Raw genomic sequence first — 17,955 nt, forward strand, 5'->3', positions numbered from 1 at the left:
GAGTGTGGGGTATTTGAAATATCCCCTTACAATTAGCGCAAATAAAAGGCGCCATTCAGTTAACGAAATAAAATATTAAAAATATATTTTTTAGTCAATTTTTTTCATCGATGATGTTGACCAAAGTTAAATGAACAAATTTCGGCATAGCTTTGTTGTTTCGTTAAGTCTATTGCAATTGTTTTTTTTAAGTGATTCCTGAAGGTTTTTTATTGATAAAAATAACCTGGTGTCGACTTTAAAATAAATCACCGAGTTGTGGCTATCAATTGAGTCAAGATATAGTGGTTGGAATTTATAGAGTAGTGGTTGGAATTTATTGAGTGAAAAGTAGAAGAGGTGGTTTCATAATGAAAAGTCTTTTGTTTATGGTGATATCTCAAGCTTAAGAATTGAATTGTATTGATATTTTTTAGTTGCATTTCGTTGAGTTTTTGGAGGATTTAAAAAAGGATATTGCGTATATGATTTTTTTATTTAGTTTTATATCCAATAAAGTTTAATTAATTCAGTGAGTTCTAGGTGAGCAAAAATTATCTGAAATAATATCGCAACTTATGATTTGTTATCGACGCAATTCTCGCTATAATATTTTCCGGGTAAAGATATTGATTTAAAAATAGCAGGGACGCAAACAGGGTTGTTTCTAATCAATCCTAAAAGTTTTTATCGTTTTAACACTTCTTTTTGGCTCCCTTTTATTGCTTTTTCATTATTTTTCCGTTGCCTGAAATTGCATTGAACAGTTTTGGTTAGAGTTCTTTTGTGTGATACTGGTTTATCACATGATACTGGTTTGTCACGCGATACCGGTTTGTTACATGATACTAGCTGCTCATGCAATATTGAAAATAATCTAGTTGATTTTTGACATGTTTAAGAAAGGATGATCTTATGAAAAACATTAGTAAAAAGTCTTTATCAATTTTAGTTAGTTTATCTGCAGTAGTGTCACTTCAAGCTTTCGCCGGAACTAAAAGCACTTACAATGTCACTGCGACTAACACGACAATTGCTGGTAGTTTTGGCTCTGCTCGTAACTCTGCTGATAACGTGCAGGTGTTACATATCGGTGATACTGGAAGCATCGCAACTATCTGGGCACGGAACGCCGCTGGGGATATTAGATCTTGTACGACAAATAATGCTGGGCATTTAGCAGCACTTCGTTCTGCAACATCGAATTCTTATTTGATTTCTTCACACTCTGGGGGAACCTGCAATACGGTTAGAGTTTATAAAGGATCTTTGTTTGCGCCTAAAGAACTCTAACTCAATACCATCAGGTTGTATTTCAGTGATTGGTATTTTTGAAATAGACATGTTCGAGTATAAGCCATGTTTTGGGGAAGCGGTTGTGGCATTCATAAATTGTGGGATCTTAGTCAAATGAAACCATCAGTTGTTGATTTGTTCAACCGAATTGTGTACATCTGCTGTGGGGTATTGTTAGGAGTGGTAGTGATACCTTTGTGGCAATCCTCAGATGTACAGCTCGATAAAAGTAATGATGTATCGGAAACTATCGAACTAGATAGCAACCAGCAAAATTATACGAGCGAAAACCAATTAAGCAGGCATAGCAATAATATTAAATTTAAAAAATTTGTCGAAGCAGTTATTCGTGACGAAATAGAAAAACAGTTGTCGGTGTACTTGAGTGAACGCTCGGCTTTTCCAAACGAGTTATTAAATCAAAGAACACAATTTAGTCAAAACAATAAGGCGGAAGGTAGTCAAGAATTACTTCAAGAAAACACTGAGCAGCAGGTGCTGTCTTACCAAGCTGCTGAACAGTTGCTTAATCAAGCCGTTGAGACAAGCCACTGGGATTCCAATATTGCAAAGCAATTGTTGAGTCACTTAAATAATTTAACTATCGAACAAGAGTTAGCAATAAGAACCCAATATGCCAATGCGGTTAATGAAGGCTGGATTGTACCGGAGATGCCCCTGGATATGATTGAAGTTCAATAACGGTTAACTAATTTATACTGTTTCGACCTAGACTTTACTCACTGATTAAACTTAAAGAAGTCGGCCTTTCATTACTTTTTAGTAGAATAAAATAATAAAAGACCGAGGGGGATTTAAAAGCTTAAACTGATATCAGTTAATATTGATAATTTTTATGGATAAATATATGCCTGAATTCCTTCCAGGTTCCATCCATTTTTCCCCGCGCCAAGTTCGCTCCAGTTAGTAGTATAAAAGTGATCGCCAATTCCGGGATTCCAATAGCGATAAAGCGGAACCGTTCCGGTTTGTGGCGATGGAAATACATACCCTTGAATTCCTTCATATCGCCATCCATTTTTTCCTGTGCCGAGCTCGCCCCAATTTGTGGTGTAAAAGTGATCGCCGATTCCTGGGTTCCAATAGCGGAACAAAGGCGTAGAGCCGTTGACTGGAGAGCTTTCAACGTAGCCTTGAATGCCTTCTAGCGTCCATCCATTTTTTCCATAGCGAAGCTCACTGAAGTTTGTTGTGTAGAAATGATCGCCAATTCCCGGGTTCCAATATCGATATAGGGGAGCGCGGCCCATAAGCTCGTTTTGATAGGTTTGTTCTGCTTTGTCGGTGATGATCGCTTCGGCTGAGGTTGAAATAAACCCAGGTTCATAGTTTTGATGACCTTTATTTTTGAATGTGTCTGTTGCCGCCGCGAGTGTATTGGTTGACCCTTCATATTTTTCTGGTGAAGCAGAAAAGTCCGGAGATTGAACTTCCAGCCGAGGGCTCGTACTTTCGAGGTTATCGGCTACGCTTGAAAAAGAAACGCTAAGTATGGCGCTAAAAAATAATAGTTGAAAAATCTTTTTTGGTGTTTTAAAAAGTTGAGAACTTCGATATTTCATTTTTTCTTCTCCGTGAATAAATAATTTATTTCAAGTTATCTTGCTAAAGTGTATTTATGAGGCGCAACTTTAAATTGTTGACTGACTTTTACGTTCTTTGGTCCGTGAAGGAGTAAAAAACACTTAGTAAGGCAGACTCACAAAAATAAGTCACGTCTGAGTTATTGTTGCTATATTTGATGACAGAAAAATGAAAAGTTTTTACAGGAGGGCGCTAATAGTGGAACTGTTTGAAATTAAATCTCACTATGTTGTTTTATCTCAAAAGCATTGCCACTTGAAAAACAAGTTGAATTATTGGAATGTTGCTAAATAAGTGTTCCTAATGAGTGTCCAGGTAAACGACGCTTGTCATCTCGACCAACGTGGAGAGATCTCCATCAGGCATTAGAAATCTATCAGCTTTCGCTTTTTTTCATTAAGGATGGCGCTTGAGTATCGATTAGTTCTAGCATTTTAATATCATGCAATCTTTGGGAGAACTCTCCACTGCGGTCGAGATGACAATGAGGAGAAGACTCAGTAAAGGGCGTGAAAATTAGTCACAGGTTAGGAGCACTTGTTTAGAACGCGATCCGGGAAAATACGAATGAAAAATTAAAGTTATGTGGGTGGTTTACTCGTTAGGAGTTCTTATCTTGATTGGGAAGTAGAAAACACAGAAAAAGCGAAAATGTCACTTTTTCGTGTTTTGAGACTGATATTAAATACTAGATTTAGCTACCGATAATCTTTATCATCTCATCCAGTCCATCGGTAAGACATGCTGGTCCCGGTTGTAAAATTAATGGAGATTTTATTTCGTAAAGACGCTCGTTTTTAACCGCGTTAATTGTTTGCCAGCCTGGTCTTTTTTTCACTATTTCAGGCCGAAAATGCCGCCCGCACCAGGAACCGATAATGATGTCTGGGTTGCTTTCAATAACCGGTTGGCCGTCGGCGAGAATTCTATCTTTCCCTTGACCATTTTTAGCAATGTCAGCGAATACATCTTCGCCGCCCGCCAGTTGAATAAGCTGAGAAACCCAGGTAATGCCAACGATATAAGGGTCATACCATTCTTCAAAATAAACTTTTGGTTTTGTCTTCTTGGTGTTGGTTAAGTTTTTCACTGTTTCAATCTTGTCTACTAATTCACCAATTAGCACTGCGGCTTTTTGTGGTTCGCCAATTAGTCCGCCTAAAGTTTGGATCATTTGTAGGATGCCGGTGATCGTCCGCTGATTAAAAATATGAACTTGAACTCCTGCCTTAACTAACGCAGCGGCGATATCTGCTTGCATGTCGGAAAAGCCGAGTACAAGGTCGGGTTTAAGATCAAGTATTTTATCAATTTTAGCGGAGGTAAATGCAGATACTTTGGGTTTTTCCTTCCTTGCTTCAGGAGGGCGCACCGTAAAGCCTGAAATACCCACTATTCGCTCGGACTCTCCCATCAGATAAAGGGTTTCGGTGGTTTCTTCAGTTAAACAAACAATGCGAGATGGGTAGTCGATTTGCACAACGGGCCTTTGACAATAAGATTTTATTTGGAGGTGCTATGATTGTATAAATCATTAAAATATTCAAGGGAAAGGAAAGGATACAGAATTCAAATGCGTTATATGGACTCTGATGTTAATATGCCTTTTTCTAACGATTTTAATCGGGTATTTGTTTCATAGCGATAATCGGTTCGGTCTCACTAATATGTCATTTGATACAACATCAGAAAACAAAACACGCCAAGAATTGCAAAACTATGACGAGATTTGGGTATTCGGCTATGGCTCATTAATTTATAAAGTCGACTTTCCTTATTTAGAAAAAGCATCGGCGAGTATTAAGGGCTGGGTGCGTCGATTTTGGCAGGGGAGTCATGATCATCGTGGCACTCCTGAACGCCCTGGACGAGTGGTGACCTTGGTCCGTTCTGAATTAGATTCGGATGAATGCGTCGGTATGGCGTATCGGGTGACTCACGAGGTGTTTGATCATCTTGATCACCGGGAAAAGAATGGATACTTGCGGTTTGAAGTTGATATTCACTTTTCGCCTTCATTAAAAAAAACGGGACTAGTCTATATTGCGCCCGAAGATAACGCTGCATTTTTAGGCCCTTCGTCAAGTTATGACATTGCCAAGCAGATTGCATACAGTTGTGGGCCGAGTGGACACAATCGAGATTATGTTTTTCAGTTAGCTGAGTCTTTGCGTGATTTGAATGCTAGAGATGATCATGTATTTGCTATAGAAGGATATTTGAAACAACTAATGGATGCCAAAAATGATTTTGGTTGTGGCTCTATCAAGCACCCAAATTTGGTAGTCGATCAATAAATGGGACATAGGTGCAGCATTTGTTAATAAAATGTTCTATTCTAGCGCAATATTGAAACGAGAATAATCAAAGCTTATCAGCTAAAAAATAGGAATTTATTAATGAAAAAATTATCGCTCTGTTTTTTACTTCTTCTTGTTTCCTACTCCGCTGACGGAGAAGAGATCACTGATGAATCATTTGTTGGTAAATGGTGCGGAAAATGGGATAACGTTTATTCACTTTGTGTCACCATCGACTCAATCGATTCTGATGCAAAAGCTAAGTATGAGTGGGCTGAGCGCGCAGACGGAGAGCTCAAACAAGGTCAGAAAAAGATTGTGCGAGTGAATCTTAATACGCTTCGGCTGGAGAATATTTATTTCGCGCTTGATGAAAATAATCCTGAACAGGCGAATGCCATGGGCATTTTTCAAATACGAACGCGATTGGCGAAGCTGACGAAATCCGTGCAGTAGGCGTCGATAATTTCTTTGTTCCGATCCCAGTGTTTTCGACCTCTCCCTGATTTACTACTCACCAGGCTGCGCAGAATTGTGTTCTCCCTCCTTTTGGGAGGGAGCTAGAGGGAGGGAAAACGTATTCAATATTTAGTAGAAATTCTATTCTAAATGTCTAACTTCCTGGCTTTACTACTGTCACTTGGCTAGCGCCCGCTAGCTTTGATTGATCGACCGCACGGATAACAACACCTGTAGTTGCAGATTCATGTGCCCGAACCACAACAGGCGCGCTTGGTTTTCTCGCTCTCTCAGCTTCGACATTGGCTCGAATAGAATCTTGATCGATAATTCTTCCTGCTAAAGTGATCGTATTTTGACTGCCAATCTCCAACACAATAGGTTGTTTAGGGTCATCAATAGGATTGGTGGTTTGATTAGGGGATGGTCTACTAAGGGTAATTCCGCTTTCTTTGACAAATGATGTGGTTACAATGAAAAATATCAGCATAATAAAAACGATATCCAACATTGGTGTCATATCAACTTCCGGCTCAATTGCGTTGTGTTTTCTACGAATTCGCATAATGTTTCCCCCTTTTGGTCTCTGGAATCGTCGTTCTGCTGATGACGCTGGTCTCTCATCTGTTACGAATGTAATAGCTATGCTATCAGTGTGAGTTTTCGGTGTCAACTAGACCGATAAACACTGTTTAATTGAATAAGCAACCATTTAACTGACGAATAGAGAAAGGCCATCAGGCACTTTGCGCGATCTTGAATACGGGTTGAAAGTATTTAGGGCGCTGATATTGAAGTTTTCGATTGAAATGACTATAGGAATTTATCTGTGGAGGGATTATCTGTAGAAATCTATCTATGGGAATCTATCTATGGAAATTTATTTATGAAAATTCGCGCATTGGAAAATGCTAATCAAGGGTCTTTAACACATGTTTTATTTTCATCCTAACTTCGGTAATTGAATCAATCAGCGGTTTGACATTTGTATCTCTGTCAGTCAAATAAGGCGAAGCATCACTCCACTCTGCGGTAACTTTTTTCATGCTGTTTTCTATTTCGGGGCCGACCAGGGCACTCAAATCTGAGGCGAGTCCAACTTTTACCCACCCAACTCGAGGATTTCCTTCTGACTCATTTTGATCGTAGTGTGCGGCGTAAATGACTTGCTCCAGTTCTGCAAGCACAATAATCACTTCAAATGCAGCGGTTCGAATATTATTGTTGTCTTCTGTTACTTCCATTCGCCAGGTGTTGTACGAGAAACCAGCAATTGCAAAAAAGACGCTAAATATGGCAGTGAAGTAATAGATTTTAAGTTTTGCTTTTAAGTGCATCGTTTCCACAGACTATCCAGACGATTAGTTAGTGAATATTTTGGAGTATTGACAACGAGAATACAAGGGGTCGGTATCGCACAGTTAGAGTGATTCTAAACTTTCCATTGACTGAGGCATGCGGTTAATTTTGAGGTAATTTATGGCGCCTTAAGCTACAATCCTAGAAGAAAAACAAAAAGAAGTTAAATCAAATTACTAAATGGATCTTGTTATGATTGACGCGACTGACACCCAACAAATGAGTTTCTGGATAGAACAATTGGCGCAATACGGCCCTTATGCGTTATTTGTTTTCTTTGCATTGATTTTATGGACGGTAGCAAAACGAAATATTGATACTGCAAAAAATGATAAAGAGCGGTTATATTATCAGCGTAACCATCGAATCATTTTATATGGCGTGTTTGTTCTGGCAACCGTGTTAGTGATTGTCTGGGTTGCGCAAAAATTCTTTCTTGAACACAAATCTGGTGACCCTTTGGTCAAAGGTTATTTTAGTGGTTTAAAAAATTACTCTCCGCTTGGTGGTTCAGAACTGGCAGGAATTTCTCACTCTATTACCCTTGATCAACCCGATAAGTTTTACTCCAAAATTGACAAAGGTTTAAGCGATGAGTATCGGCACGAATGGGTGTTAATTAACGATCAATCTCTAAGCGACTTTTATTTTGTCTTTCAGCAAGTCTATGAAGAAACCAAACCATCGCGGATGACTGATAGCGTTGGGGAAAATCAATCCGTCAAAGACCGCCGTTTGTTAAAAAAACGATTCAAACTTTCTTTTACTGATGAAGAACTTCTATCTGGACTACCTTATCACGTTTTGTACATGCCAGATGAGGAAGATCCTATTGGAAAAATAGGGCGGTTAAAGCGACAGGTTCAAGGTGAAGAGAGTTTAAAAGAAATTCCCTGGCTCGCAAGTGGAAGCTATCGGAAAACTAAAGTGCCTATTGAACAGAGGCTTGCGCTATTTCCACAGGCTTTGGCTGCTGGTAGTATTTTCGCGGGGCAGGATAGAGATTATGTCGTGCGTAAATTGAATGAACTTTTGTCTAGCGAGAACTTAAAAGATCAGCTGGATGCGCAGAGAATCCTGATGAACAATCTGGAAGATGCCAGCTATTACGTCAGGCATGTGTTGTCAAATGAGCAAAAAGGAATTAGTGATCAATTTACTTATTGGTCAAACGTACAAGAAATAATTGAACGGCTAGATGTTAGTAATGTTGCCATCGAGCCAGCAGTCAAAGTCCGTTTGGCAAGCCAACTAATATCGAGCGGTGCTTATGAGCAGGCGTCAAATTTCTACAAAAAAATTAAACCAATAGTTCCTGGTGGAGATGAAGGATCACAAAGCCAACCTAATCTCGCTGTCAAAAATCAATTTGAACCGGTGGCACTTAATCGGTTATCTAAACAAGTGGAAGACAACTGGATTAATGTGCCTTATCTCGCCTATGAAAGGCTTCGAGTTGCCTATTACATGTCGCCGATGGTTTTTTATGGTAATGGTTGTATTAGGGGGACATATAAGGGGGGCGACTTTGCAGCTGAAGAAAAGCGGCCAAGGTACAGCATCAGTTTGTGGCGAGATGATAAGCGTCAGGGGTATGAATTTTTCTTAAGTAAAGATGCAGGCGCTAGCAATCGAACAGAATTTACTGTTTATAAGCGGTTTTCAGCCAGCGGTTCTCGGCCAGTGACCAAATTAAATCGTGGCTGGCAATCCGATGAAAAAATTAACGGGTTTGACAGTGGCGAAAATACCTTGAGTATTTGCCGAAAAGAATCGAATCTTTATTTTTTAGTGAACGGAAAAGAAGTCTTTAAGACGGTTGAAGAGGAAGTTGAGAGGCATCGTTTTTTTGGCATGAATGTTTCTATTGGAACTCAGGTATTTGTCAAAGACTTCGGTATTTGTCTGCTCAGTAATTGTGGTTATAACTTGATGTCCGAGCCATAACGCTGGCATTGGTTTTGAAAGACTAATCATTGGTAGCGAAGAGAGTTAAAAAAAGCGAACCCTAATTTGGGGCAATTAATCTATTTGCTGCTGTAGCCACTGGTGAATGACAACATTTAAACTCCCCCCTGGTCCGATTAAAGCGTCAATTCTTCCTTCGTTAGTAAAGACAACGTACCCGATATTATTTTCAGGATTGAGTTCAGTTACATGAGTCACCTGTGTTCCTGCACCGGTATGCCCGACCCAACCCGGGTTGGCTTGTGCTTGCCGCCAGATAAGCCCGATACTGGAGTTGTAAGCGAGCTGATTGTTAGTTGGTGTGGTCATATTTAATAATTGATTAACAGAGTCAGATTGTAAAATTTGGCTACCATTCAGGCTGCCACCGTTGAGAATCGCGCGCATAAAATTTGCCCAGTCGCCAGTGGATGTATAAAGGCCACTTATCGGGTAAAACCAATTGGAGCTGGGGGCGGTAATACTGTTATTTCCGTCATAAAGTGTCGCTACATGGTTAAGAGCCAGCGCTGGAAAGTAATGGCTGGTGTTGTTCATGTTAAGTGGTCCGAATATGTTCTGTTGACAGTAATCAATAAAATGTTGCCCAGACAACTTTTCGACTAAATAGCTGAGTAAAACCATTCCGAAATTAGAATTTTTGTAGAGAGTACCTGGTTCTTCTGTTAGCCAGATAGTTTCTTTGTAAGCGGCGTTTCCAGGTGTGAGTACGTCTTCAATTAATGGATGTAGTTGTAAAATATCGGTGGGATCAAATGATAAAAATAGGTCGTCGACTACCTCTCCAGGTGCGGGGTTAGCCAGACTCGCTGCGTGTTGCATTAACATTTTTGTTGTGATTACTTTTTCAGGAAAGTCCCGGTGACGGACCTGGAAATCAAGATATTGGCTGATGTCCTGGTCAATATTCAACTGGTCGGATTCGACTAATTGCATTACAGCTACCGAGATTATTAGCTTTGCAATTGACGATGTTTTGTAAAGGGTCTCTTCAGTAGGAACTTTGCTTTTTTCCGCGTCGAAAAATCCTGCACCGTGGCTAAAAATAACATTACCGTTTTTTACCACTAACATTGATATTGAAGCAATGTGGCTGTTATTCGCAATAAAGTCATCCAGTACTTTATTCATATTGATGCTTGTATCAGGTGGCGGTGCTGTTGTTTCGCTGCCACTGCCGCCGCAGCCAGTGAATACAAAAACTATTAGTAGTAAGACCGGTAGATTGTGCATTGCTTTGCGCTTATTTTTTGAATATGAATACGAATAAAGTATTTATCTTTAATTAATTATAGTGTTTGTTGTGAATAGTGCTAGTTGTGAAGAATGATGTTGATTTTGTACTATGAAATGAGAATAACGATGATGTAGTAATTTTACTGAGTAATACTGGTTAAACAAATTAGTGCAAAGGGTTATCCATTAACAGCTTCAAGTTCCTGGATTTGTTTCTTAATGGCTGTAATTTGATTTTCCAGGGAGTCTAATTGAGTTTGTTCATTTTGAGTGGCTTGTTTAACGGCTTGTTCTCGTTGCGCAAGTATCTCGGGACTATTGTTTCCATCTGATGTCTGTTGCCAATTGTCTTCCAGTTTTTTTTTCTTCAAAGCAATTTGATTAGCCAGCATTTGTTTTTGATTTTCAAAGGTAACCAGGTTTTGTCTTAACGAAGCAATGGTTGTATTTGTGGTTTTTTCTACGCTGCCAGTTGTGAGGTTTTCTTGTTTGGATTGTTGATTTTCATCTGAGAGTTTTTTGATTTGAGCTTTCAGCTGACGGTTTTCACGGCTTAACCAGCCTGCGCGATCCTCTTGTTTTTTGGCGCGTTTTTCAGCGTCGTCGAGCTTTGATTTAAGTTGAGCCGTCAACTTATTCGTTTGAGAAGAATTTTCTGATACGCTTGCTTCGGCCTGTTTAATTTTTTCGTCCGCTTGTGCGAGCTTTTCGTTTACCGCTTCAAGCATTGCTTCCAACTGTTGGATCCTTGCATTTGCTTGTGCCGTTTTCTTTTCTACCAGGCTATTGGTTTTTAGTTCGGCTTGTTTGGTTGAAGTATTAATATACCATTGAGCAGCCCATGCCAGAGAGCCAAGCAATAACAGAAAAATAATTCCGCTCTTCATGTGATAGCGAACAAAACTTTGGGATGAACCGCAAATATGGCACTCACGCTGACCCTTTGCAATCTCTCTTTTGCACCCTATACAACGATTTTTCATATGGTTTTATTGGTTGAGTTATTATTAAAAGGCGAGGATACCACGCCAGCCCTTATCAAAAAAGTGAAGTTGTCACGCTAATTGTTGCAATCGGACGAAACCAAACGGTTAGATAGTGTTTTTATCCGGTCAGGCGGCAACACTGAATAGCTCGAATAATCAACAGGTTTTCATTAATGGAGTAATTTGTTTTATAAATCAAATGCTTACCTTCTATGCCAATTCAAACATGCCCAGAGCTGGTATGGCATGGAAATGCCGATAGAAAGATGTAGTGAGTCATCAGGAGCTGCAGTTTGCTAGCATTTGAACATGTAATTGCCTGTAATTTTATTAGCCGGTGTTTTGCAGTAATTTGAGAGCCACGGTCCTTCGATACGGGGTTAAGGTAAGTGGCTAAAATGCCAAGTTTGTTTTTGGATCATAATCCGGAAGATCCTGCAAACATTGAAGCTTTTATTAAATTTATAGCCGTTTGCGAACCAAAACCAGAAGTTGTCTTTGTGGAATTTCTGACCAGTGACCCACCAAACAACGAGTCATTGTTAAAACAAGAGTTTACTAATATGAGCGCCAGACGAAAGCCTTTGCTTGTTGACGCTTATTTGAAACTGATAACCTGGTTAAGAGATAAAGATATTCGTGTTCATGGATTGTCTGACAAGGCCTACGTCAATATTCGAAGTTGCAGTTTTATGGCACAAAACTACTTTAGGTGGGGAGGTGGCTTTGACACTATTGCCGCTGAAATTATTCATCAAGCTGCGCCACAATCGTCCAACTTCGCCGTATTTATCAGCGCAGGCCATGTTGGCCATCTGTCAGAAAAGATCCCACAATTTAATGTGATTAATCCTCCTGTTGAGGAAAACAAAACAGTCGAGTTTTCATCGGATGCAAAAGTAGAGTCGAATGTATTTAGAGATTCTTTGTTAAAAAAGTATCTGGCCGATGCTTTGAATCTCAATGGGCCATTTCTCGAAATAAAACACTTAGGAAAATGGATTACCTTTGGACGGTTTGATATTTTGAATGAGGGATTTGAAACTTTATGGCAAGATAAAGTCGGTGCGCCGATTTGCCATCGACGATTCAGAGCTTTGCACCAGGTCGCTATCGAAAAAACCATAGTCAAAAGTTCCGAAGCTACGCTCTAACGGTTATAATACTTTTTGATTTTTTTCGAGTTGCATCACCTTTTGGCGAAACGCTTTTTTTCTATTATCGAGTTTCAAAATCAGGCTTTTAATTTCTGATTGATCTGCAATTGATTCGAACAATGTAGAGTTTTGTAGCCGATAAGCATGACTCAAACCTGAGTCGATTGCTTTTTGAAGCTTCGCTACCGCTGATTGAAAGTCTCCGTTGGCAGTCAATATTAATGCTTGACTGAATACCAGTTCTGACCAGATATTGCCCTGGTTAATTTTAGTTTCTAACGCTTGATAAAACTGATCGAGTTGGCCTGTCTCGCGATTGATAATGGCAAGGTTAATTTTTGCTGGTAATTGATAGCGGCCACCTAGTTCTGCCGCTCGTGCGAAATTTTGCGCAGCTTTAGACTGGTTTCCCTGGCGCAAATAAAGTTGCGCATTTAACCAGAAAGAAAATTGATTTTCCGGCGCTTGCTGTAATGTTTGGCTAAGTAGTTCCTCTGCCTTTTTATCATTGCCGACAATTAAATAATATTCCGCGAGATAGTTGTGAGCTAGTAAATAATCAGGTTTTAATTCGACCGATTTTTCGATTGCGCTTAGTGCATGTTCGCTCATGTCCAGATCGCGGTAACAGAGTCCGAGAAAAAGATAAGGAATAGGATCGGTGGGATCCATTTTTACTGCAGTAACCGCGTCTTGATAGGCGAGTACCAGACGACCAGCTTCCAGATGAACAAGAGAGCTATTATTGACCGGACCTGACCACCATGGCGCTAATTTGATAGCTTGATTATAAGCGGCTAACGATTGCTCGAATTGCCCGCCAAGATGAAGCCCTAAGCCGAGTGATTTATATCCCCATGGCTGCTCCGGCTCGGTTTCGATGGCTCGGCGTGAATAATGAATGGATTGTTGCAGCCAGTCTTCGTTTTGTCCGAATTGATAATAGCCCTGTGCGTAAGCGTTCGCTAATCCACTGTAAGCAAGACTGTCGTTCGGGTTAGTTGCTACTGCTTTTTGATACAGTTTAATCGCGGTTTTGTTATCTTGTGGTTTAAACCGGTAATAATATTCTTTCGCCTGGTTGTTATAATCTCTGGCAGTAAAATCACCTATTTTGGCATCGGGGGCTATCGTGGCGTTCGGATGCCAGAATATTATGATAAATCCTGCTAACAAGATTAATCCGAAACCCATTAACACCTTAAAGTTGGTAAGGCGCGATAATAACTTATTTGGCGCAGAGAGTTTGTCGGTTTGTTGAATAGTGGGGACTGGCTTAATTTCCGTTTCGACTAATTGTTTCACCGGTGCAATGCAACGATAACCAATGCCACGTTCAGCCACAATGTAAGTCGCAGTCTCCGACGTATCCGCAAGTGAGCGTCGTAACCGAGAAATTCGTTGTTTAAGATTTTCGTCTGAAACGACCTGTTCCTGCCAAACAGCTTCGATCAGTTTGTCATGACTGACTATTTCGGGAGAATTTTCAACCAGGGCAAGCAACAAGCGATAAGAGCGTTCTGGAAGGGCAAGCTCAGTGCCATTCTTGTAGATGGTTCGCTGATTTCGGTCGATGACCAGGTCGTCACCGATTTGAAGTTTGCCCATAAAGAAGTTTATTGTCGACTAACGAAAGTCTTTATAATACAAGGGCTTGATGATGATGTCACCTTATGTCACCCAATTTAACCTGCTTTGTCAGGTATCTTTATGCATTCAGTATTATAGTCATTCAAAGGTCGACGCTGCTTATCCCGGCGCGACTCAAACTTGGCAGATAATCACTCGGGAGATATCAATGTATTGCAAGCTGAACCGACATTTATTCGTGATTAGTCTGTTTGTTTTTTTATCAGCCTTTTCCCTTGATAGTGATGCGACTGAAACTCGCCTGGTCGTTTACGTTATGGCGCAGGACGCCAAGTTTATTGGAGATTTTACCGGCGGCGCGCAAGTGGTAATTAAACATCGTGAAACGGGTGAAATATTGTCCCGGGGGATTACTTCAGGCGGAACAGGGAACACTGAGCAAATTATTAATGCTGAATCAATGCAACAAACTATAAGCAGTGATGCCGCTTTTTATCTTGCTCGTTTGTCGATAAAACAACCAACGCCAATTTCGATAGAAGTTAGTGCGCCGATGAATTTTCCGCAGTCTATCCATCAGCAAAGTCTTTCTCGTTGGCTATTTCCGGGCGTTGAAGACACGCCGGTTTTCGTCAAACTCGCTGGTTATATTGTCGAAGGCCAGTTTGAGCTAACGAAAAACAAGTTTAATCTCAATGATGCACAACTGAATATCAGCGCTCGCGTAAGAATGTTGTGCGGCTGTGCTTTAAGCCGCGATGGCATCTGGCGCAGTGACAATGCGAATGTGTGGGCTGAAATCAATCAGGGGCCCGACAAGTTAGCCAGTTTTGACTTGGGTTATCGAGACGAAAGCCGCTTTTCCGGCGTTATTGATATCCGTAGTCTCAAGGTAACTGATAAGACTCGTTTAACCATTTATGCTCGCTCAAAGGATGGTCAACACACAGGTCGTTGGTCTGCACTTATTTCTGAAGCGTTAAAAAATAACAGGAAAGAGATTTATGAATAATGTCGCAGTGAATAATGGTTCAATCACTAAATCATTGAACAAAGGAAATTCAATTAATGCTGGCGCTAACCAACCCGGCAATCGACTAGTCGCCATCGACATCTTACGAGGGCTTATCATTGTTTTAATGGCATTAGATCATACAAGGGATTTTTGGGGGGCTGCAGGATTTAGCCCAACGGATCTCTCTCAAACCAGTCCATCCTGGTTTTTTACGCGTTGGGTGACGCATCTTTGTGCCCCTTTATTTGTATTTTTAACCGGTATGAGTGCTTTTCTTTACGGGCAGAAAGTACGGTCAAAACGTGAACTCAGAAACTTTTTATTGAGCCGTGGGATCTGGTTAATATTACTAGAGATTACCCTGGTCAATATCAGTTGGCAGTTTGGAATGAACCTGATGTTTATTCAGGTCATTTGGGCAATCGGATTTTCAATGCTGGTGTTGGCCATACTCATTTATCTGCCGAATCATTGGATATTGATTTTGACTGTTCCATTTATATTACTGCATAACTTATTTAATGACGCAGAAATGGCTCGGTTATTTGGAGAGAGTAATTGGTTGTGGAGCGTTCTCCATCAACGAAATGCTTTTCGGCTTTTCGACACACAATTTTATCTCGTGGTTACTTACCCATTGCTCCCATGGTTTTCGGTTATGGCGCTTGGTTATGTTGTTGGCCATTTATTTAATAAAAAGCCAATTGAGAGGCAAAGGGCACTTTTATTAATGGGAGTGAGTTTTTCTCTGGTTTTTATTTTATTACGAGCGAGTGGGGGATATGGTGATCCAAGTATCTGGCAAAATAATTCAGACAGTATTTTATCCTGGCTCTCGTTTTTGAACACAACCAAGTATCCTGCCTCGCTTCAGTTCCTGTTGATGACATTAGGCCCTGGGTTGGTCCTGTTGGCATTGCTAGATAGAATAGAACGCTCAGGTAGAACTTATCGATTATTTCGCTGGTTAAAAGTTTTTGGTGCCGTGCCATTATTTTTCTATTTACTGCACGTACCGATTATTAATATTAGTGCGCATATTTACACTTATTTTCGTTATGGCGAAGCGGTCAATTTCTTTTATGGTCAGTCGGTGTGGCCTGAAGGGTATACGCCAAATCTACTATTAGTGTATGTAGCCTGGTGTATTCTAGTTGGATTGCTTTATTATCCTTGTAAGCGTTTCGGTGAGATTAAACGAGAATCTGAAAGTCGGTTGCTTAGTTACTTATAGTTGATAGCCGATATCGCTAATGTTGGGCTACATTCTGGTAGCCCCATTGATTATGCTCATTGTAGGTAATAGAACTGACTGTCCAAGTCTTCATTATTAGAACAACTCAAATATTATTTTGTATCTTGCTATTTTTTTCCGCATTAAATTTCGTCTTTTCCAAAAGCTTCTCGTCTTATAGGTAAAGCCATTAAAATTTTGAATTGTCGGAGTTATTTATGATTAAAATAGTAAGCTTTAAAATATGTCCTTTTGTACAAAGAGTTACAGCGTTACTGGAAGCGAAGAGTGTACCCTATGAGCTTGAATATATTGACCTGAAAAATAAACCGCAGTGGTTTCTAGATATTTCGCCGACAGGGCAAGTTCCGATTCTAGTAACCGAGTCTGGTGAAGCATTGTTTGAGTCCGATGCAATTATTGAATACATTGATGAAGTGACTACACCACTAGAACCGGGAGTTACACCTGAACAACGGGCAAAGGATCGTGCCTGGAGTTATCAAGCAAGTAAGCATTACCTTGTTCAGTGTTCGGCACAACGTAGTCCCGATAAAGAATTACTGATAGAGCGCGCGGGAAAATTAGCGAAGGCGTTCGAAAAAGTTGAGAAAAAGCTTGGCAATGGGCCTTATTTCAAAGGAGAAACATTAAGCAACGTCGATATTGCCTGGCTGCCTTTGCTTCATCGTGCAGCGATAATAAGAAAGCATACCTGTTATGATTTTATTGAGGACTTTCCCAAAATAAAAGCATGGCAAGAAGCATTACTTGCAACTGGGCTGGCAGATAAAACTGTAGCAAAAGATTTTGAGGAAGCTTTTACTGGTTTTTATTTAGCGGATAGCACCTATTTAGGTCAAATCGTGTGTAATAACAAGGATGAAACCGCAGAATCTAAAAGCAATTGCGTTGGGCTGGACGAGTATGGCTGTTGCTAGTTTATCATTTGATAGTATGAAGCATGTTTGAATTGTATTTCGAGCATGCTTTTTATCGAGAGCACTATTGTTTCTGTAATGCGATATTTTCGCTCTGAGTAGTTTTTCTCTATTTATTTCTAAAGTCGGATCCCTTAATATTAATCACTTCTAGTAGAGTGTGGGTTATAGAAAACTCGCTTTAAATTAATGTTAAAATGATTGGGGCTTTTAGCAATTGATATGGAACTAACGACTATTTGGAACGAATACGAATCTGCGGTGAGAGCTTTTCTTCATTCTAAAGTTTCTAGCCCAGAAGACGTTGAGGATTTGTCACAGGAAATATTGATTAAAATTCAAAATAATATCAATAATATCCGTTCTGAAAGTGGTATTAAGCCTTGGCTATTTCAAGTAACCAACAATATCATTGTTGACTTCTATCGAAAACGTGCTCGACAAAAAGATTTATCGGTGGATGACCTTTGGTACGAGAGAGATGACCCCGAGTTTCGACAAGAAATGTTGTCATGCATAGAACCTTTTATTAATGCACTTCCCGAAGATGAACGAGAATTACTGAGAAAAGTTGATATCGAAGGAGTGTCTCAGAAAATGATTGCCAGTGAAATGGGAATATCCTATTCAACTTTAAAATCCAGGGTGCAAAAAAGCCGGGTAAAATTGCGCGAGCTCTTTGAAGGTTGCTGTCACTTCACCAAGAATAATCGTGGCGACGTTATTGATTGCGAGCGTAAGTAGACAATTAGTAAGCGCGGTAAAATATTCACTAAGAGCAAAGTTATTGGATGCTTTGGGTTTTCGATACTGCTCAAATAATATCACTC

17 protein-coding genes are annotated in these 17,955 nt (G+C 40.0%); 10 read left to right on the top strand and 7 right to left on the bottom strand.

Annotated elements, in window-relative coordinates:
- The first annotated feature begins 894 nt into the window (after positions 1–894).
- Positions 895–1,272, top strand: a complete 378-nt coding sequence (locus FLL46_RS12140; RefSeq protein WP_142893792.1) for a hypothetical protein — start codon at positions 895–897, stop codon at positions 1,270–1,272.
- A 117-nt stretch (positions 1,273–1,389) separates the two neighbouring features.
- Complete coding sequence (locus FLL46_RS12145) at positions 1,390–1,977, top strand: hypothetical protein (protein ID WP_142893793.1); 588 nt, start codon at positions 1,390–1,392, stop codon at positions 1,975–1,977.
- A 152-nt stretch (positions 1,978–2,129) separates the two neighbouring features.
- On the opposite strand, the gene FLL46_RS12150 is transcribed toward FLL46_RS12145, so the two are convergent.
- Both FLL46_RS12150 and FLL46_RS12155 read right to left on the bottom strand, forming a co-directional pair.
- Positions 2,130–2,858, bottom strand: a complete 729-nt coding sequence (locus FLL46_RS12150; protein ID WP_142893794.1) for a hypothetical protein — start codon at positions 2,856–2,858, stop codon at positions 2,130–2,132.
- A 716-nt stretch (positions 2,859–3,574) separates the two neighbouring features.
- Positions 3,575–4,360 (bottom strand): cobalamin-binding protein, encoded by a 786-nt coding sequence (locus FLL46_RS12155; protein WP_142893795.1) that lies wholly within the window; start codon positions 4,358–4,360, stop codon positions 3,575–3,577.
- Positions 4,361–4,547: 187 nt separating this feature from the next.
- On the opposite strand from FLL46_RS12155, the gene FLL46_RS12160 reads away from it, so the two are divergent.
- Together FLL46_RS12160 and FLL46_RS12165 are read left to right on the top strand one after the other, a co-directional pair.
- Positions 4,548–5,177 carry a gamma-glutamylcyclotransferase gene (locus FLL46_RS12160; RefSeq protein ID WP_142893796.1) on the top strand — a complete coding sequence of 210 codons (630 nt, stop codon included), beginning with the start codon at positions 4,548–4,550 and terminating at the stop codon, positions 5,175–5,177.
- 102 nt (positions 5,178–5,279) lie between these two features.
- A complete protein-coding gene (locus FLL46_RS12165) occupies positions 5,280–5,636 on the top strand; it encodes a hypothetical protein (protein ID WP_142893797.1) in 357 nt (118 codons plus the stop codon).
- A 157-nt stretch (positions 5,637–5,793) separates the two neighbouring features.
- On the opposite strand, the gene FLL46_RS12170 is transcribed toward FLL46_RS12165, so the two are convergent.
- Together FLL46_RS12170 and FLL46_RS12175 are read right to left on the bottom strand one after the other, a co-directional pair.
- Entirely contained in the window at positions 5,794–6,204 is a 411-nt protein-coding gene (locus FLL46_RS12170; RefSeq protein WP_142893798.1) for an ExbD/TolR family protein, read from the bottom strand.
- Between the two features lie 346 nt (positions 6,205–6,550).
- A complete protein-coding gene (locus tag FLL46_RS12175; RefSeq protein WP_142893799.1) occupies positions 6,551–6,976 on the bottom strand; it encodes a hypothetical protein in 426 nt (141 codons plus the stop codon).
- Positions 6,977–7,190: 214 nt separating this feature from the next.
- Here FLL46_RS12175 and FLL46_RS12180 point away from each other — a divergent pair, with 214 nt between their 5' ends.
- Entirely contained in the window at positions 7,191–8,945 is a 1,755-nt protein-coding gene (locus tag FLL46_RS12180; protein ID WP_142893800.1) for a hypothetical protein, read from the top strand.
- A gap of 75 nt (positions 8,946–9,020) precedes the next feature.
- On the opposite strand, the gene FLL46_RS12185 is transcribed toward FLL46_RS12180, so the two are convergent.
- Complete coding sequence (locus tag FLL46_RS12185; RefSeq protein WP_142893801.1) at positions 9,021–10,199, bottom strand: serine hydrolase domain-containing protein; 1,179 nt, start codon at positions 10,197–10,199, stop codon at positions 9,021–9,023.
- Positions 10,200–10,381: 182 nt separating this feature from the next.
- Entirely contained in the window at positions 10,382–11,185 is an 804-nt protein-coding gene (locus tag FLL46_RS12190) for a coiled-coil domain-containing protein (protein WP_142893802.1), read from the bottom strand.
- Between the two features lie 401 nt (positions 11,186–11,586).
- Here FLL46_RS12190 and FLL46_RS12195 point away from each other — a divergent pair, with 401 nt between their 5' ends.
- A complete protein-coding gene (locus tag FLL46_RS12195) occupies positions 11,587–12,342 on the top strand; it encodes a hypothetical protein (protein ID WP_142893803.1) in 756 nt (251 codons plus the stop codon).
- A gap of 3 nt (positions 12,343–12,345) precedes the next feature.
- Here the strand turns inward: FLL46_RS12195 and FLL46_RS12200 are convergent, their stop codons facing one another.
- A complete protein-coding gene (locus FLL46_RS12200; RefSeq protein WP_142893804.1) occupies positions 12,346–13,953 on the bottom strand; it encodes a winged helix-turn-helix domain-containing protein in 1,608 nt (535 codons plus the stop codon).
- A 49-nt stretch (positions 13,954–14,002) separates the two neighbouring features.
- On the opposite strand from FLL46_RS12200, the gene FLL46_RS12205 reads away from it, so the two are divergent.
- From FLL46_RS12205 to sigZ, 4 genes are all read left to right on the top strand, one after another.
- Complete coding sequence (locus FLL46_RS12205) at positions 14,003–14,947, top strand: hypothetical protein (RefSeq protein ID WP_142893805.1); 945 nt, start codon at positions 14,003–14,005, stop codon at positions 14,945–14,947.
- The gene (locus FLL46_RS12210; RefSeq protein ID WP_142893806.1) at positions 14,940–16,184 is read left to right on the top strand and encodes an acetyltransferase domain-containing protein; all 1,245 of its coding nucleotides are present in this window, start codon (positions 14,940–14,942) and stop codon (positions 16,182–16,184) included. Before FLL46_RS12205 ends, FLL46_RS12210 begins: the two co-directional genes overlap by 8 nt.
- A 218-nt stretch (positions 16,185–16,402) precedes the next feature.
- Complete coding sequence (locus FLL46_RS12215; protein WP_142893807.1) at positions 16,403–17,125, top strand: glutathione S-transferase family protein; 723 nt, start codon at positions 16,403–16,405, stop codon at positions 17,123–17,125.
- Between the two features lie 222 nt (positions 17,126–17,347).
- The gene (gene sigZ, locus FLL46_RS12220) at positions 17,348–17,869 is read left to right on the top strand and encodes an RNA polymerase sigma factor SigZ (protein WP_142893808.1); all 522 of its coding nucleotides are present in this window, start codon (positions 17,348–17,350) and stop codon (positions 17,867–17,869) included.
- Positions 17,870–17,955 lie beyond the last annotated feature (86 nt).

It is taken from the genome of Aliikangiella coralliicola (assembly GCF_007004725.1).
GTDB lineage: Bacteria > Pseudomonadota > Gammaproteobacteria > Enterobacterales > Kangiellaceae > Aliikangiella > Aliikangiella coralliicola.

What these genes read in the sequence shown, in the direction of transcription:
- FLL46_RS12140 (WP_142893792.1), top strand. Translation starts at nt 895, where the DNA reads ATGAAAAACATTAGTAAAAAGTCTTTATCAATTTTAGTTAGTTTATCT.
- FLL46_RS12145 (WP_142893793.1), top strand. Translation starts at nt 1,390, where the DNA reads ATGAAACCATCAGTTGTTGATTTGTTCAACCGAATTGTGTACATCTGC.
- FLL46_RS12150 (WP_142893794.1), bottom strand. Translation starts at nt 2,858, where the DNA reads ATGAAATATCGAAGTTCTCAACTTTTTAAAACACCAAAAAAGATTTTT.
- FLL46_RS12160 (WP_142893796.1), top strand. Translation starts at nt 4,548, where the DNA reads ATGTCATTTGATACAACATCAGAAAACAAAACACGCCAAGAATTGCAA.
- FLL46_RS12165 (WP_142893797.1), top strand. Translation starts at nt 5,280, where the DNA reads ATGAAAAAATTATCGCTCTGTTTTTTACTTCTTCTTGTTTCCTACTCC.
- FLL46_RS12170 (WP_142893798.1), bottom strand. Translation starts at nt 6,204, where the DNA reads ATGCGAATTCGTAGAAAACACAACGCAATTGAGCCGGAAGTTGATATG.
- FLL46_RS12175 (WP_142893799.1), bottom strand. Translation starts at nt 6,976, where the DNA reads ATGCACTTAAAAGCAAAACTTAAAATCTATTACTTCACTGCCATATTT.
- FLL46_RS12180 (WP_142893800.1), top strand. Translation starts at nt 7,191, where the DNA reads ATGATTGACGCGACTGACACCCAACAAATGAGTTTCTGGATAGAACAA.
- FLL46_RS12185 (WP_142893801.1), bottom strand. Translation starts at nt 10,199, where the DNA reads ATGCACAATCTACCGGTCTTACTACTAATAGTTTTTGTATTCACTGGC.
- FLL46_RS12190 (WP_142893802.1), bottom strand. Translation starts at nt 11,185, where the DNA reads ATGAAAAATCGTTGTATAGGGTGCAAAAGAGAGATTGCAAAGGGTCAG.
- FLL46_RS12195 (WP_142893803.1), top strand. Translation starts at nt 11,587, where the DNA reads ATGCCAAGTTTGTTTTTGGATCATAATCCGGAAGATCCTGCAAACATT.
- FLL46_RS12200 (WP_142893804.1), bottom strand. Translation starts at nt 13,953, where the DNA reads ATGGGCAAACTTCAAATCGGTGACGACCTGGTCATCGACCGAAATCAG.
- FLL46_RS12205 (WP_142893805.1), top strand. Translation starts at nt 14,003, where the DNA reads ATGATGATGTCACCTTATGTCACCCAATTTAACCTGCTTTGTCAGGTA.
- FLL46_RS12210 (WP_142893806.1), top strand. Translation starts at nt 14,940, where the DNA reads ATGAATAATGTCGCAGTGAATAATGGTTCAATCACTAAATCATTGAAC.
- FLL46_RS12215 (WP_142893807.1), top strand. Translation starts at nt 16,403, where the DNA reads ATGATTAAAATAGTAAGCTTTAAAATATGTCCTTTTGTACAAAGAGTT.
- sigZ (WP_142893808.1), top strand. Translation starts at nt 17,348, where the DNA reads ATGGAACTAACGACTATTTGGAACGAATACGAATCTGCGGTGAGAGCT.